Genomic DNA, 15,383 nt, shown 5'->3' on the forward strand with positions numbered 1-15,383 from the left:
GGAGTCTAGGCATCGGCGAGGCCGCGCGGATCGGTGCCGGGCGGGTGGGGTGGCGGGGTCATGGCCGCTACCGGTCAGGCGGGCACATCACGGCGTACCGGCTGTTGGATCAGGGGAACGTGACCGTACGGGGAGGTACGTGTGGAGGATGCGTGGCCCTGGCTCACGGAGCCGAAAGTTCCGGGGGTCGTCGACTTCCTGTCGAGGGGCGTCCAGGACGCACTGGAAGGACGGCAGGGGCGGCTCGGGGAACCCGACGCCGAGATCCTCGCCCGCTACGAGCGCGAGCTGATCGGCCTGGACGGGCGCCTGTCGGCCTACCGTGACATGCCGGAGCCGCTGCCGCTCGACGATTCGCTCGCCGCGACCCTTTCCAGGGCCCGGGATCTCCTGGAGGCGGTGCACCACAGGACGATCCGGTTTCCCGGGGAGGACCGGGCTCTCCGGATGAACCCGAAGTTCGGCACGGTGGAAGGGGAGGTGCTCGTCCTGGACGCGGACGACCTCTACCTCGACCAGGACTCCCCGGTCGAGCTCAGCCCGACCACGGACGTGGTGAAGAAGGGCGGCAAGGTCACCGTCGCACGGATCAAGCGGATCAACCCGCCGGTCCTGCGTCCCGAAGACTGAACGACCCCGGGGAGAGCACCGTGGCGGAGAACACGGGCGGGCGGGTCCTCGGGCATGAGGAGGCGCTCACCGAGCTGATCGAATGGTCCGGCGGCGGAACCGGCGCGGGATCGCTCCTGCTGCTGACCGGCCCCGCGCAGGACACGAAGGGTCTGCTGCTCGACAGGCTGACGGCGCGGATCGGGGGCGCCGCCGCCTGGCTGCGCGTCACCCCGGACGGGCGTGTGCGCGCCTCGTCGGGCGACGCGGCGCGGATGCTCGCCGCGGCGGAGCGGCGCGCGACCGACTTCGCGGGGGGCGCGGACGACGGCGGCGGCGCCGACCTGATCGTCGTCGACGACCTCCGCGGCGTCCAGGCGGGCGGCGGGGATCTCGCCAGGACGCTCGGCACGATCGTCATCGCCGCCGCCGGCCGCGGCTGGGACGGCCCGCGGATCGTCGCCGGGGTGGGCATCGTCCCGCCCCGTTTCCAGGACGTACCGGCGATCGAGCCCGCGCTCGTGCAGTCGCGGCACCGCGCGCTCGACGAGACCACCGCGTGGGTCCAGGACCGGAACGCGCCGCCGGTGCTGCTGGTGCGGGGCCGGCCGGGCGCCGGGAAGACGTTCTTCCTGCGGGAGGCGGCGCGGCATTTCGCGTCGCTGGCCGGTGTCCGGCCCGCGTACGTCTCGCTGCGGGACGGGGCCGTGCCCGGGGACCCGCCGCGCCCGCTGACCACGCAGGCCGTGGTCGCCGGGTTCATCGAGGCGTTCCGGGAGCAGCGGCTGGTGTTCAGCGTGCCGGAGAACGGCGGCCTGCACATCCGGCAGGAGACCGGCACCGTCCATCCCGGGGGCCGGGTGACCGGAATCGAGCGGGTCGAGGTCGCCTCGTCCCTGCACACCTACGGCAACCTCGCCCTGGCCCTGGAGCAGCGGGCGGCCGGCGGGTGGGCGGACCCGACGCTCGTCCTCGTCGTGGACGCGCTGAACGAGCTGGAGGGCGAGCTTCCCGAGGAGCTGGCCGCGTTGCGGACGTTCCTGCAGCACCGGCAGGAGTTCCCCACGTGGAACCTCAAGGTCGTCGTGGCGTCGCAGTACACCCCCGGCTGGCTGCGGGCCCGCATCCTCGACCTGGACGACCACGGCGACGACGTGCACGAGTTCGCCACGACCGTGCTGACCGGCCTCGGCCTGGCCGACGCGGAGGCGGTCGCCGAGCAGGTCACCCGGCTCGCCGAGGGCCTGTTCATCGTGGCGGACGGCTACCTCTCCGAGCTGGCCGCCGACCCGTCGCTGGCGGGACGGCTCGCGGCCGAGGCCCCGGCGGGCGGCGCGGCGGCCTACTTCGTCCGGGCGCTCGACCGCGTCGCCGACGCCGTCCGCGGCACCTCGGGGGAACAGGACTGGATCGACTTCGAGCGGCTGCTGACCATCGCGGCGATCACCGGGCCCGGGCCGACCGCCGCGGAGGCGAAGGCGATCTGGGACACCCCGCTGGACGACCGGCTGCCCCCGCCCACCTCCCGCGACTGGTCGTTCGTCGCCTCGCGCGGGCCCGACAGCCCCGCCCGCGGGTATCTGCGGTTCCCGCAGGACACGGGCGGACGCTACCGGGTGTTCCACTCGACGGTGCGGGAGGCGGCCGGCAGGCGCCGGGCACGCCACGAGGCGATCTCCGCCGACTCCGAGCGCCGCCGGTTCCTGCGGGCGCTCACACCGCTGTATCCGGGCGGGCGGCCGTGGGACCCGGTGGACGGCCGGCTCGCGCTGTCGGAGACCGTCCCGGTGATCGGTGACCTGCTCGCGTCGGCGTCCGGCGACCCGAAGCGGCCGGACGTCACGGGTGACCCCGCCGTGCGCGCGGAGGCGGAGGCGGCGCTGAAGCTGCTGCTGGAGACGTGGACCTGGCTGGAGACGTGCGTCGCGCATCCCGAACCGCCCTCCCCCGGCGGCCTGCCGCTCGGCATCGAGACGGTGCTGGCCCGGCTGGACCGGCTGCCCGGCTCCGCGGACCTGCCGCTGTGGGACGGCGACGACGAGCCCGTCCTCCCGGCCCGGACGCCGAAACCCGTCCCGACCGGGCGGAGGCCCAGGCCCCGCGAGCCCAGGCTCGCCTACCCCGACAGCGACCGCGAGCTGGAAAAGGTGGTGAAGGGGCGTTCGATCCACCCCCGCCGCGCCGACGCCGAGAAGGTGGTCGCCGACTTCAAGGAGCGGTACCGGTTCAGCGCGAAGGTCGTCGACGAGAAGAACCCCGGCCGCAGGGCGCTCTGGATCCACGGGTTCCAGCTGACCCGCGAGGAGATGGAGAAGGGCTACACCGGCAACATGGCGTGGATCGACGTGCTGCGGCACGGACGCTCCTCCTGGCGGGTGGAGGTCCGCAAGGTCGAGGTGCCGCTGGAACTGCACCCGACCACCCCGAAACTCCTGTACGCCCATCCGAACTGGTCGGTCCATCCGCTGCCGGTCGCCGAGAACACCATCAGGTCCTCGTCCAAGCCTCCCAGGCTGTTCGCGACGCGCAGCGATGCCGAACGGGTGGTGCGCGACTTCGTCAAGAGGTACAAGTCCGGCCGGATCTGGGGCCAGGAGTTCGGTGTGATCGTGCTGGAAGGACGCCGTCCCCGCTGGGTCCTGCTGAAGGTGGTGCAGCGTCCGGACGGCCAATTCGTGATCAGGGTCGAGCAGAACCCCCGCGACCCCAATCTGAAGGGAGGCGGCGGTGACCGTGACCGTGGGAGTGCTCAAGGCGGCGTTGGAACGGCAGCGCCGTGAACTGGCGGCGCCACATGTGGCGTCGCGGCCGGAGGCCACCGTCCAGCAGCTGATCTACCAGGGTGCTCTCGACGAGGCCGCGGGAGCCGATCTGGGCGCGGCGGCGCAGCGCAGGCTCACGCGCCTGGACGGCAGGCGCTTCCTCACGATGGCGACGCGGTTCACCACCGCGTCCGGGCGGGACCGCATCGTCCCGGGAGCCGGCTGGACCACCGCCCTCGCGGTGTCGGCCGACGCCGCCTTCGCGCTGTTCGGCGTGAACGGCCCCGACCTGCTGCGCTGGGACCTGACGGGCGACACGACGACCGTCGTCGGCACCGAACGCGACCGGATCGGGAGCGTGGCGCTCGCCGACGACGGTGCACTGGCCGTCACCGGCGACGACAGCGGGAACGTCACGCTGTGGCGGTTCGAACGGGCGGGGGTCGACCAGGTTCCCCTCTGCGCGCACGGCGAACCCGTCGTGGCGGTCGCCCTCGCCGGCACCGTCGCCGTCTCGATCGTCTCCAGCGGGACGGTCACGGTGTCCCCCCTCGACGGCGGCGACCCGGTGCCGCTGCGGCTGCGCGACGCGAGCCCGCTGTCGGTGGCGGTGTCACCCGACGGGCGGTTCGTCGTCTGCGGGACACGCAACGGGGAGATCTGGGTGTGGGACCTGAGGGCTCCCGGTACCGCGGCCCGTCTCCTGGGGCGGCACGACAACCACGCCAGGGTCACCGGAGTCGCGATCCACGGCGATTGGGTGGTCAGCGCGTCCTTCGACCGCAGCGTCCGCCGCTGGGACCTGCTCGGCCCGCGCCCGGCCACGGTCGTCGGCCGGCATCGCTCCACGCTGCACGGCGTCACGCTCGCCGGATCGCGCATTGTCGCGGGCAGCGCCGACGGTGACGTGCTGAGCTGGCCGGTGGACGCCGTGGACGCCGAACCGGCCGTCCTCGGCAGCCACGACCGGTCGGTGTCGACCGTGTGCGGGACGCCCGGCGGCCTGGTCGTGAGCACCGGCAAGGACGGGATGCTCATGCGCTGGCGCGCGACCAGGGTCCCGGCCGAGCGTCCGCCCATGATCTGGGCGATGGCGCCCGACCGGGCGGGCAGGTCCGCACTGAGCTGCGGACGCGACGGCGTGCACCGCTGGGGACCGAACAGGTCCCGGCCCGAGCGCGTCTCCGCCCTGGCGGGCCGCGGCGTCGCCGCGTGCGCCGCCGGCATCGTGATCTTCGATGGGGAAGGACGGCTCTGGCTGCTGGACGATGACGGCGACGCGCGGCCGCTGCCGATGGAGCCCGGCCGTGCGGTGATCCGCCTCGCCGCGCTGCCGTCCGGGGACGCCGTCGTCACCGCCGAGGACGACGGCAACCTGTACGTGCGGTCCGTCCCGTCCGGGACACCCCGCGCGATCGGTGTGCACGGCGCGGCGCGCTGCCGCGCTCTCGCCGTGTCGCCCTGCGGCCGGTGGGTCGTCGCCCCCCGCGACGGCACCGCCCTCTACCGATGGGACGTGGCCGACGAGGAGGACCCGGTGGCGGTGGCGCCGCAGTGCGCGGAGATCCGCTGCCTCGCGGTCTCCCCCGACGGCCGGCGCGTCGCCTCCGGGGACGTGGACGGCGCCGTCCGGATGTGGGGGGCGGACGGCGGCACCCCCGGCGGCACCGGTATCGGCAGCCACCGGGACCGCTCGGTCGTGCGCGCCCTTGCGTTCTCCCACGACGGGAAGGTGCTGGTCTCGTCCGGCGACGACGGCGAGATCCGCGCGTGGACGGTCCGCCCGGGGGCGCGTACCGGGTGGCTCGCCACCAAGGCGATGCCGCACGCGGTGGTCGCGCTGGAGCGGACCTTCCTGCTCGGCAGCCGGCACGGCGGCGTCACCGCGGTCGACATCGGCTGACGGCCGCCCCCGGTCAGGCCGCCACGCCCGCGGCGGGGCGGAGCCGCTCGGCCAGGAACTCCGCCCAGCCCCGGGTGCCCGTGTCGCCGTCGAGGGTCAGGTTGTCCCCGGCCCGGTAGGCGCGGCCCGCCTTGCCCGGGATGCGCACGGGCAGCAGCGGCCGGCGCCTGCCGCGCGCCCGCAGGTATCCGCGGAGCAGCTCGTCCATCGGGTGGACCTCGGGGCCGGCGAGGTCCGGCACCCGACCGGCCGGCTCGCCGAGCGCCAGCCGGACGAGCCGCTCCGCCACGTCCCGCGCGTCGACCGGCTGGAACCGGAGCCCGCCCGGAGCGGGCACCACCGGCATCTTCGTCATGCTCTGCACCACCTTCAGGACCAGGTCGTGGAACTGGGCGGCGCGCAGGATCGTCCAGGAGACCCCCGAATCGACCACCGCCTGCTCCGCGTCCCGCTGCGACCTCATCCAGGCCAGCGGCACCCGGTCGGCGCCGATGACGGAGATCATGACCAGATGCCCGACGCCCGCGCGGGCCGCGGCCCGTGCGAGGTTCCGCGCGGCCTCGTCGTCGCCCTTGGTGCCGCCCGCGAGGTGCAGGACGACCTCGGCCCCCGCCACGGCGTCGTCGACCCCCTCATTCCTGAGCAGGTCCCCGACCACGTACTCGACGCCGTCCGCGGGCTCGCGGCTCCGGCGGCTGAGCACCCGGACGTCCGGCCCGGCCTCCCGCAGCAGCGGAACGACGTGCCCGCCGAGCGTGCCCGTACCCCCGGTGACCAGGATGGGTGACTTCATGACTCCTCCAACGGCGCATGAGCTTGTTCGTTCATCCGCCGTCACGACTCGGCGGGCCCCCGAAAAGTGACATCCCGTCCCGCTGAGCGGGCGGACGCCCGCTCAGCGGGACGGGCGGCGGGCCAGAACTAGAACACGTACTAGCGTCCGGCGTGCGATCCGAACTGCGACCGGAGGCTCCGATGAACGCTGATCTCTCTCTGGCGGGGCGTACCGCCGTCGTCACCGGCGCGGGTGCCGGGCTGGGGCGTGCGGAGGCGCTCGCCCTGGCGGCGCGGGGCGCCAACGTCGTCGTCAACGACGTGGGGACCGCCGCCGACGACGTCGCCGCAGAGATCACGAAGGAGGGCGGGCAGGCCACGGCGGTGCGGGGGGACGTCGGGGACTGGTCCATGGGCGACACGCTGGTGTCCGCCGCCGTCGACACGTACGGATCGCTGGACGTCCTGGTCAACAACGCGGGCGTGCTGCGCGACAAGATGCTGTTCAACCTGGCGGAGTCGGACTGGGACGACGTCGTCCGCGTCCACCTGAAGGGGCACGCCGCCGTGTCCCGTGCCGCCGCGGCGCACTGGCGCGCCGCGAGCAAGGCCGCCGGCGGACCCGTCTACGGACGGGTCGTCAACACCTCGTCGGAGGCGTTCCTGTTCGGGTCGCCGGGCCAGCCGAACTACTCGGCGGCGAAGGCGGGGATCGTGGCGCTGACGCTGTCGACGGCCGCGGGGCTCGGCCGGTACGGGGTGCGCGCCAACGCGATCTGCCCCCGCGCCAGGACGGCCATGACCGAGGCGACGTTCGCCGAGGGCACCGCCCCAGGCGGCCTCGACGCGCTGGCGCCCGAGCGTGTCGGGACGTTCGTCGGCTACCTCGCGTCCCCCGCGGCGGAGAAGATCAGCGGGCAGGTGTTCGTCGTGTACGGGGACATGGTGGCGCTGATGGCCGCGCCGACCGTGGAGCAGAAGTTCACCGCGCAGGACGGCGTCTTCTCGGTGGAGGAGTTCGGCGAGCAGCTCACCCCCTACTTCGCGGAGCGCGACCCGCACCGCACGTTCGCGGCCTACAGCGTCGGCGCGCTCGACACCACGGAGACCAGCAGGAGGTGACCGCGCCTCAGATACGGCCGGGGCCGCGGAGCGTCGCCTCGGCGCCGCCGTCCACGTAGACGATCTGGCCGGTCATGTGGGTGTTCGCCGGGGCGATCAGCCAGCGCAGCGCCTCGGCGATCGTCCCGGCCTCGGCGTGGCCGTTCAGCGGCATGGGGACGGCCTCGTTCATCACCTTGGCCATGGCCTCGTCCGCGAACAGCGGCGCGGTCATCGGCGTCCGGACGATGCCCGGCGCGACCGCGTTCAGCGGGATGCCGGCGCCCGCCCACTCGGGGGTCACGCAGGCGCGGCGCAGCCACTGGGCGAGCGCCGCCTTCGAGGACGGGTACGTCACGTACCCGCCGCCGGCGTCGACGGCCTTCTCCGCCGCCGCGAGCGCCGCGGGCTCGTCGCCGTCCAGGCAGGCGGCGACGACCGCGTCGTCCACGGGGTGCACGCCGGCGATGGAGCCGACCGCGGCGGCGCGCGGCGCCGCGGCCCGGGCGAGCGCGGGCCGCAGGCCCTCCAGCAGGGCGACGGCGCCGAAGAAGTTCACCTTGACCGGCATGACGGTGAAGTCGGACACCCCGGCACAGGCGACGACGGCGTCGAGTGTCCCGCCGGACCTGTCGAGCGTCTCGCCGACCGCCCGCGAGCGCCCCTCGGGGACGGCGAGGTCGGCGCACACGTCGGCGTCCCGCAGATCGATGCCGATGACCGTGTCGCCCGCGTCGCGGAGCATCGCGGCGAGCGCCGCGCCGATACCGGAGGCCGCGCCGCTGACCGCGATCGTGCGTGCCCTGTCCGCGTTCATCCGGGGTCCACCTTCGTCAAGAGGCGTTGGATCGGGAGGCCAGCAGCAGTTCGCACGCCAGCCGGACGTCGCTCTCCACGTCCGCCATGGACGCGCGGCCGTTCAGGCTCAACTGCAGGACGCCGTACCAGCACTGCATCAGCAGCCGGACGAGCCTGACGTCCTGGACGGTCGGTTCCTCGATGCCGACGGCGCGCAGCAGGATCTCCCGGAAGGTGTTGTCGATGTGCACGGTGTCGGCGACCGTCGCGGCGTGCGCCGTGTTCGACGCGTGCAGCATCGACGCCGCCAGCACGGGCTGCGCCATCAGGTAGCGGCTGGCCTGCACGAGCAGGTCGGCGACCGCGTTCTCGGGGGCGGTGCCGGGCGCGGGCTCGGTGACCTGGTCGCGGAGCCGGTCGACCTGCGCCGCCATCACCCCGGTGAACAGGTGGACCTTCGACGGGAAGTACCGGTACAGGGTGCCGATCGCGACCCCGGCCGCCTTCGCCACCTCGTGCATCTGCACCCGCTCGAAGGGCTTCTCGGCACCGATGCGGGACGCGGCGCGCACGATGCGGCGCCGCCGGTCGTGCTGCTCGGGTGAGCTGGGCTCGGCGGACAGCCGGGCCGCTCCGATCCTCGCCACGATCCTCCCCCGGATCGGTTCACGCTGCTGACTGGGAACAATATCCGTCCCCGCGCCCGCCCCCGCGATCCCCGATACCGGTCAGTGGGACGGCGCGTCCCCGGCCGCCGGGACGGTGCCTACGGTGTGCGCGCGTCGGCATCGGGCAGGCTGGAGGACCGCACGTGACGTGGGACGACGAGTACGACGTGGTGGTGGCCGGATCGGGTGCGGGGGCGCTGACCGGGGCGCTCGCGGCGGCGTCGCGCGGGCTGCGGACGGCCGTCCTGGAGAAGACGGGCCTGCTCGGCGGAACCTCGGCGTACTCGGGTGCGGCGATCTGGCTCCCCGGCACGCGGGTGCAGGAACGCGCCGGGATCGGGGACTCCACCGAAGCGGCCCGCGCCTACCTGCGGGCCGTCCTGGGCGACGGCGGCGCCGCGCACCGCGAGGCGTTCCTGGCGACCGCGCCCGAACTCGTGGAGTTCCTGGAGCGGGACCCGGCACTGGAGTTCGAGTTCCGCCCGTTCCCCGACTACTTCGACGCGCCCGGCCGGCTGCGCGGCGGCCGGTCGTTCGTCCCGCTGGACCTGCCGGTGGAGCGGCTCGGCGAACTGGCGGGGCTCGTCCGCCCGCCGGTCGGCCGGGACCGCGCGGGCCGCGGGCATCCGGCCCGGCCGGTGGCGCAGGGACGGGCGCTGATCGGGCGGCTGCTGCTGGCGCTCACCGCGACGGGCGGTGCCGAGATCCGCACCGGTACCGCGCTGACCGAGCTCGTCGTGCGGGACGGCCGCGTCGCGGGCGTGCTGGCGGTGACGGCGGACGGCCCGGTGCGGCTGCGGGCGGCGCGCGGGGTGCTGCTGGCGGCGGGCGGGTTCGAGTCGTCGGCCGCGCTGCGGGCCGAGCACGGGGTGCCGGGCGGCGCGGACCGCACGATGGCCCCGGACGGCGCGAACACCGGCGACGCCATCGCGGCCGCCGTGCGGATCGGCGCGTCCACCGCCCTGCTCGACCAGGCGTGGTTCTGCCCCGGCCTGCGCACCCCGGACGGGCGGCCCGCGTTCACGCTCGGCTTCCGCGGCGGGCTCATCGTGGACGGGTCCGGCCGCCGCTTCGGCAACGAGTCGCTCCCCTACGACCGGATGGGGCGGCTGCTGGCCCGGGCCGGCGGCCCCTTCCACCTGATCTTCGACGCGCGCTCGGGCGGGCTGCCCGCGATCTCCGTCCCGCCGCTGGTGCCGGACGAGCAGCTCGCCTCGGGCCGGTGGGTCCGGGCCGGGACGCTCGCGGAACTGGCGCGGCGGATCGGCCTGCCGGAGGACGCGCTCACCGGCACGGTGGAGCGGTTCAACGGCTTCGCCGAGAAGGGCTCGGACGACGACTTCCACCGCGGCGAGGACCCCTACGACCGGTACTTCTCCGGCGGCGGAACGTGCCTGGTCGCCGTGGACGAGCCGCCGTACTACGCGGCGGAGGTCGTGCTGAGCGACCTCGGGACGAAGGGCGGCCTGCGCACCGACCCGGACGGCCGCGTCCTGGACGGCTCCGGCCGCCCCCTCCCCGGCCTCTACGCCGCCGGCAACACGAGCGCCTCGTTCACCGGCCCCCGCTACCCGGGACCGGGCATCCCGATCGGCTCGGCGATGGCCTTCGCGTACCGGGCCGTCCAGGACATGCGGAAGAACCCCGTCGACCAGTCCGGCACCCCGGAGTAGCGCGGTTCAGACGAGGTTGTCCTCGACCTTGAGGCCGAAGATGCCGCGGCCCCACATCGACAGGGCGTGCTCGACCTCGTTGGCGACGTGCAGGCTGCCGGCGTGGGCGTCGCGCCAGGCGCGCTCGATGGGGTTGCCGCGCTGCAGGGAGTTGCCCCCCGCGGTCTTGAACAGGATGTCGATGGCCTCGATGGCGCGTTCGGTGCCGCGGACCTGGTCGCGGCGGGCGCGCAGCCGCAGCTCCATCGGGATCTTCTCGTTGCGGACCGCGAAGGAGTGGATCTCCCGGATGTTCCGGTCGGTCTGCAGGACCGCGGCGTCGATCTCGGACGCGGCGCGGGCGACGGCGACCTGCGCGAACTGGTCCTCGACGAACCGGCCGCCGCCGAGGCTCAGCCGGATCCGGTCGCGCATCCGGTCGACGTACCGGTCGTGGCAGCCCGCCGCCATCCCGATCACGCTGGCGGTGACGGTGCTCGTGAAGATCGTCCCGAACGGCATCCGGTACAGCGGGCCCGGGTTGACCTTGCGGCCGGGGTTGCGCAGCTGCGCCTGCTCGAAGTTGCGCATCGCGCGGTGCGCGGGCACGAACGCCCCCTCGACCACGATGTCGTCGCTGGCGGTGCCGCGCAGGCCCATCGAGTCCCACACCTCGTGGATCTCGTAGTCGTCCTTCGGGACGAGGACCGTCATGAAGTCCACGGGGCGGCCCTCCGCCCCCACGACGAGCGCGCCGAGCAGCGCCCAGGAGGTGAACTCGACACCGGACGAGAACGACCACCGCCCCGTCACCTCGTAGCCGCCGTCGACCGGGGTGAGCCGGCCGACCGGGGCGTAGGACGAGGCGACGAGGGTGTCCGGCCCGGCGTCCCACACCTCGCGCTGCGCCTCGTCCGCGAACAGGCCGAGATGCCAGGAGTGCACGCCGAGGATGGCCGCGACCCAGCCGGTCGAGCCGCACACGCCGGAGATCGCCCGGATGACCTCGTAGAAGGCGACCGGGTCGCCCTCGGCGCCACCGTAGCGGGTGGGCTGCAGCAGCCGGAACACCCCGGCCGCGGTGAGCTCCCGGATGGTCTCGGCGGGGATCCGGCCCTTCTCGTCCACGGACCTGGCCCGCTCGGCGATGCCGGGCAGCACCTCCCGCACGCCCTCCAGGACCTCGTTCCTCCCCGGTTCACTGCCGCTCATCGAGACGCTCCCGTCTTCCCTACTCCGGCCCCCGCAGGAGACCATGTCGGCGGATCGTCGCGGGCGCGGGCGTCCCGGCCAGCGGGACTCCCGGGCCCGGACGGTGACCTGCGACCTAACGTTCGAATCACCCGTCCACCGCCGAAGGGATGATCCACGTGACCGCAACCGAGTCGGACGCCGTCCGCGCCATCGAGGCGGCGGCGATCTCCCGCCGTTTCGCCCGGGGGTGGCACTGCCTCGGGCTGGCCGAGAAGTACAGGGACGGCAAGCCCCACACGGTCAACGCGTTCGGGCAGAAGCTCGTGGTCTTCACCGGCGAGGACGGCAGGACCAACGTGCTGGACGGCTACTGCCGGCACATGGGCGGCGACCTCTCCGACGGCACCGTCAAGGGCAACGAGATCGCGTGCCCGTTCCACGACTGGCGCTGGGGCGGCGACGGGCGCTGCAAGAAGATCCCGTATTCCCGCCGCGTCCCGCTGCGCGCGCGGACGGCCTCCTGGCCGACGATGGAGCAGGACAAGCTGCTGTTCGTCTGGAACGACCCGGAGGGGAGCAAGCCCCCGGCGGACGTGACGATCCCGGTGATCGAGGGCGCCACCCGCGACGACTGGACCGACTGGCGCTGGACGGAGACGGTCGTCGACACCAACTGCCGCGAGATCATCGACAACGTCGTCGACATGGCGCACTTCTTCTACATCCACAAGTCGTTCCCGACCTACTTCAAGAACATCTTCGAGGGCCAGGTCGCCACCCAGATCATGAAGGGCCGCACCCGCGACGACGCCCGCCGGCAGACCGGCGGGGGCGGGCCGCGGATGCTCGGCAACACCTCCGTCGCGTCCTACCACGGCCCATCCTTCATGATCGACGAGCTGACGTACCACTACGAGGGGTACGACCTGCACTCCGTCCTGATCAACTGCCACTACCCGATCGACGAGAACTCCTTCTCGCTGCACTCGGGCATCATCGTCCAGCACAGCGACGCGCTGCCGCCGGAGGCGGCGGAGGCGACCGCGCAGAAGCTCTCCGACTTCATTCTGCTCGGTTTCGAGCAGGACATCGCGATCTGGCGCCGCAAGGCCCGCATCGACAACCCGCTGCTCTGCGAGGAGGACGGGCCCGTCTACCAGCTGCGCCGCTGGTACGAGCAGTTCTACGTGGACGTCGCCGACGTCAAGCCGGAGATGACCGACAGGTTCGAGTTCGAGATCGACACCACCCGTCCGGTCGAGTCGTGGGAGAAGGAGGTCGAGGAGAACCTCGCACGCCGCGAAGGGGCCGCCACGTGACCGCGGACGACCGCCTGCTGGACGCGCCGCTGGTGCCCGTCGCCTGCCGCCGCTGCGCCGCCGAGGTCCTGGTGCGCAAGTCGAGCTGGGAGCAGACGAGCATCCAGTGGACCGCCGCCGCCCGCGCCGCCTGCGTGAACCTCGAAGACCCCCACGAGACCTGCCCGGCCCTCCGCTCGGCGATCCAGGAGGCGACGCTGACGGGAGCGGTCACGGTCGTCGGCGACTTGACCTCAAGTTAGATCGAGGTCTTAGCGTCTCTTCTTGACGAGGGGAGACGACCATGCGGGTCGCGGGATTCAACGAGCCGGGCGGGCCGGAGGTGCTGCGGGTACTGGACGTGCCGGCACCGGAACCGGGCCCCGGTGAGGTCCGGGTACGCGTGCGGGCGGCCGGGGTGCAGCCGTTCGACCTGGCCATCCGGGAGGGATGGTCCCCGCCGGGCACACCGGCCGGCTTTCCCCGCGTACCGGGGAACGAGTTCGCGGGCGTCGTGGACCGGGCCGGCGCGGGCGTCACGACCGTTCGCCCCGGGGACGAGGTGCTCGGCTACTGCCGCCTCAACGCATACGCCGAATACGTCGTCGTCCCCGCCGATGCCCTGACCGCCAAGCCCCCGAACATGCCATGGGAGGTCGCAGGCGGCTTCCCCGCCGCCGTGATGACCCCGCACATCGCCCTGGAGGAGATGGCCGTGGGGGCGGGCGACACGCTGCTCGTCCACGCGGCCGCCGGCGCGGTCGGCACGGTCGCCGTCCAACTGGCCTGCATCTCCGGCGCAACCGTCATAGGCACCGCAAGCGAACCCAACCACGAATACCTACGCTCCCTGGGCGCGATCCCGGTCGCCTACGGCCCCGGCCTGGAGGACCGCCTACGCGCCCTGGCACCGAACGGCGTGGACGCAACCCTGGACGGCGCAGGAGGCGACGCCCTCGACATCTCCCTGAACCTCACCAAGGACCGCGACCGGATAACCACACTGGTCGACCACGACCGCGCCGCCGCCCTGGGCATCCGCACGACCCCACCCGAGAAACGCTCCGCCTCCCGCGTGGCCGAAGCCGCCCACCTCTACGCCGAGGGCCGCCTGCGCATCCACGTCCGCGCAACATTCCCGCTAGGCCAGGCCGCCGAGGCCCACCGCGAAGTAGCCACCGGTCACGGCCGCGGCAAGGTGGTCCTCCTGCTCTAGCCGCCCTCAGACGAGCCGGGCGCAGAGCTTGCCGCCGCGGAACTTCCAGTCGACGGACCTGCGAGCGGACGGGCAGTCGCCCCCCGTCAGCGCGGTGACCCGGAGGATGTGATCGTAGGACCCCGGGAGGGGCCGCTTTCCACACGGCCACGATGTCATCAGGTCGCCGTTGCTGATGGAGACGGTGTCCTCGTCCGGGCCATCGGTGCCGAGGAAACAGTCGCCCACGCGGAGTTGCCGCGACACGCAGAGAGCGATCTCATCGCCCTCCTCGCCATAGTCCCACCACAGTTCCCCGTCCAGCTCGCCGTCACCGTCGGCGCAGTCGGAGGAGTCGTCCACAACCCTCGTCACCCGGACGTAGGCGTTCGCCCGAGAGCAGGGGACCGCGTTCGGCTTGGCCTTGCTCCACTTGTCGGAGTCGTGCGGGGACCTGTGCGCGTCCAGGCAGTCGCCCTTCGAGATCTTCTCGAACGCTTTGCGCGTGGGATCGGGGCTGGGTCGTTCGGACGCGGCGTCGCTGACGGACGTACTGGGCAGGGGCGTCCGTGGGGTGGCGGAGGTCCGGGGGGCGGTCACCTGCACGGCGGCGCCTTCGGCCGGTTCGTCCCCGTCGTCCGCGATCGCCCAGACGACGAAGGCGGCCAGCAGGACGCCCAGCACCGCCGCCGCTCCCGCCGCCGGCGCCGGGAACCGCCGCTCCCGCGGTGCGCTTCCCGGCGCTTGCGGCGGAGGCAGCAGCACCTCGGTCTCCGCGACCCGAGTGGCGATCATCGTGCTGACCGGCGGCGGCAGCGAAGGTTCCCCGCCCCGGACCAGTTCGGAGCAGCGGTCGAGGAACGTGCCGAGGCCCGGCCGGTCGCCCGGGTCCTTCGCCAGGCCGTCCGCGATCAGCGGGAGCAGCGGCTCCGGCACGCCGGTCAGGTCGGGGGCCTCGTTGACGACGCGGTAGCCGAGGGCCTCGATCGGCCCCTCACCGAACGGCCGCCGCCCGGTGGCGGCGAACGCCAGCACCGCGGCCAGGCAGAACACGTCACTGGCCGGCCCGACCTCGCGGCCCCGGAGCTGCTCGGGCGACATGTACCCGGGTGTACCGGCCACGCTGGTGGTCTGCGACGAGGCGTCCAGCGCGCGGGCGATGCCGAAGTCGATGATGCGGGGCCCGTCCTGGGCGAGCAGCACGTTGCCGGGCTTCAGGTCCCGGTGGACCACACCGCGGTCGTGGATCGCCATCAGCCCCTCGGCCAGGCCCGCGCCGAGTCCCGCCACCGACTCCGCGGAGAACGCGCCGTGCTCCCCGACGGCCTCCTGCAGCGACGGACCGGCGACGTACTCCGTCACGAGCCACGGCGGTTCGGCGCCGGTGTCGGCGTCCACCACGTGCACGGTGTGGATCCCGCCCACCCGC

13 protein-coding genes are annotated in these 15,383 nt (G+C 73.6%); 8 read left to right on the forward strand and 5 right to left on the reverse strand.

Features of this window, described 5'->3' with window-relative positions; all coding sequences use genetic code 11:
• The first annotated feature begins 141 nt into the window (after positions 1–141).
• From E1289_RS23215 to E1289_RS23225, 3 genes are read left to right on the forward strand one after another with little or no spacing between them, the layout of a single operon-like run.
• On the forward strand, positions 142–630 hold the full coding sequence (locus tag E1289_RS23215) for a hypothetical protein (protein ID WP_131983571.1): 489 nt from the start codon (positions 142–144) through the stop codon (positions 628–630).
• Between the two features lie 20 nt (positions 631–650).
• Positions 651–3,389, forward strand: coding sequence for a hypothetical protein (locus tag E1289_RS23220; RefSeq protein WP_131983573.1), 2,739 nt, complete (start codon positions 651–653; stop codon positions 3,387–3,389).
• Positions 3,337–5,274: a WD40 repeat domain-containing protein gene (locus tag E1289_RS23225; RefSeq protein ID WP_131983575.1), complete on the forward strand. Its 1,938-nt coding sequence runs from the start codon at positions 3,337–3,339 to the stop codon at positions 5,272–5,274. The genes E1289_RS23220 and E1289_RS23225 overlap by 53 nt, the downstream gene beginning before the upstream one ends.
• Before the next feature lie 13 nt (positions 5,275–5,287).
• Here E1289_RS23225 and E1289_RS23230 read toward each other — a convergent pair whose 3' ends face one another.
• Positions 5,288–6,067: an NAD(P)H-binding protein gene (locus E1289_RS23230; RefSeq protein ID WP_131983577.1), complete on the reverse strand. Its 780-nt coding sequence runs from the start codon at positions 6,065–6,067 to the stop codon at positions 5,288–5,290.
• Between the two features lie 182 nt (positions 6,068–6,249).
• Between E1289_RS23230 and E1289_RS23235 the strand changes: the two genes are divergently transcribed.
• Entirely contained in the window at positions 6,250–7,170 is a 921-nt protein-coding gene (locus E1289_RS23235; protein ID WP_131983579.1) for a 3-oxoacyl-ACP reductase, read from the forward strand.
• A gap of 7 nt (positions 7,171–7,177) precedes the next feature.
• On the opposite strand, the gene E1289_RS23240 is transcribed toward E1289_RS23235, so the two are convergent.
• Together E1289_RS23240 and E1289_RS23245 are read right to left on the reverse strand one after the other, a co-directional pair.
• On the reverse strand, positions 7,178–7,966 hold the full coding sequence (locus E1289_RS23240; protein ID WP_131983581.1) for an SDR family oxidoreductase: 789 nt from the start codon (positions 7,964–7,966) through the stop codon (positions 7,178–7,180).
• 16 nt (positions 7,967–7,982) lie between these two features.
• Entirely contained in the window at positions 7,983–8,594 is a 612-nt protein-coding gene (locus tag E1289_RS23245; protein ID WP_131983583.1) for a TetR family transcriptional regulator, read from the reverse strand.
• A gap of 164 nt (positions 8,595–8,758) precedes the next feature.
• On the opposite strand from E1289_RS23245, the gene E1289_RS23250 reads away from it, so the two are divergent.
• Complete coding sequence (locus E1289_RS23250) at positions 8,759–10,288, forward strand: FAD-dependent oxidoreductase (RefSeq protein WP_131983585.1); 1,530 nt, start codon at positions 8,759–8,761, stop codon at positions 10,286–10,288.
• 6 nt (positions 10,289–10,294) lie between these two features.
• Here E1289_RS23250 and hsaA read toward each other — a convergent pair whose 3' ends face one another.
• Positions 10,295–11,479, reverse strand: a complete 1,185-nt coding sequence (gene hsaA / locus E1289_RS23255; protein WP_131983587.1) for a 3-hydroxy-9,10-secoandrosta-1,3,5(10)-triene-9,17-dione monooxygenase oxygenase subunit — start codon at positions 11,477–11,479, stop codon at positions 10,295–10,297.
• Between the two features lie 149 nt (positions 11,480–11,628).
• Between hsaA and E1289_RS23260 the strand changes: the two genes are divergently transcribed.
• From E1289_RS23260 to E1289_RS23270, 3 genes are read left to right on the forward strand one after another with little or no spacing between them, the layout of a single operon-like run.
• On the forward strand, positions 11,629–12,780 hold the full coding sequence (locus E1289_RS23260) for a Rieske 2Fe-2S domain-containing protein (protein ID WP_165970583.1): 1,152 nt from the start codon (positions 11,629–11,631) through the stop codon (positions 12,778–12,780).
• Positions 12,777–13,022, forward strand: a complete 246-nt coding sequence (locus E1289_RS23265; protein WP_131983592.1) for a ferredoxin — start codon at positions 12,777–12,779, stop codon at positions 13,020–13,022. The genes E1289_RS23260 and E1289_RS23265 overlap by 4 nt, the downstream gene beginning before the upstream one ends.
• Before the next feature lie 41 nt (positions 13,023–13,063).
• The gene (locus E1289_RS23270; protein ID WP_131983594.1) at positions 13,064–13,975 is read left to right on the forward strand and encodes an NADP-dependent oxidoreductase; all 912 of its coding nucleotides are present in this window, start codon (positions 13,064–13,066) and stop codon (positions 13,973–13,975) included.
• A 6-nt stretch (positions 13,976–13,981) separates the two neighbouring features.
• Here E1289_RS23270 and E1289_RS39100 read toward each other — a convergent pair.
• The coding region (locus E1289_RS39100; RefSeq protein ID WP_207929101.1) for a serine/threonine-protein kinase at positions 13,982–15,383 on the reverse strand (1,402 nt) is incomplete at its 5' end.

The organism is Actinomadura sp. 6K520, assembly GCF_004349245.1.
Taxonomy (GTDB): Bacteria; Actinomycetota; Actinomycetes; order Streptosporangiales; family Streptosporangiaceae; genus Spirillospora.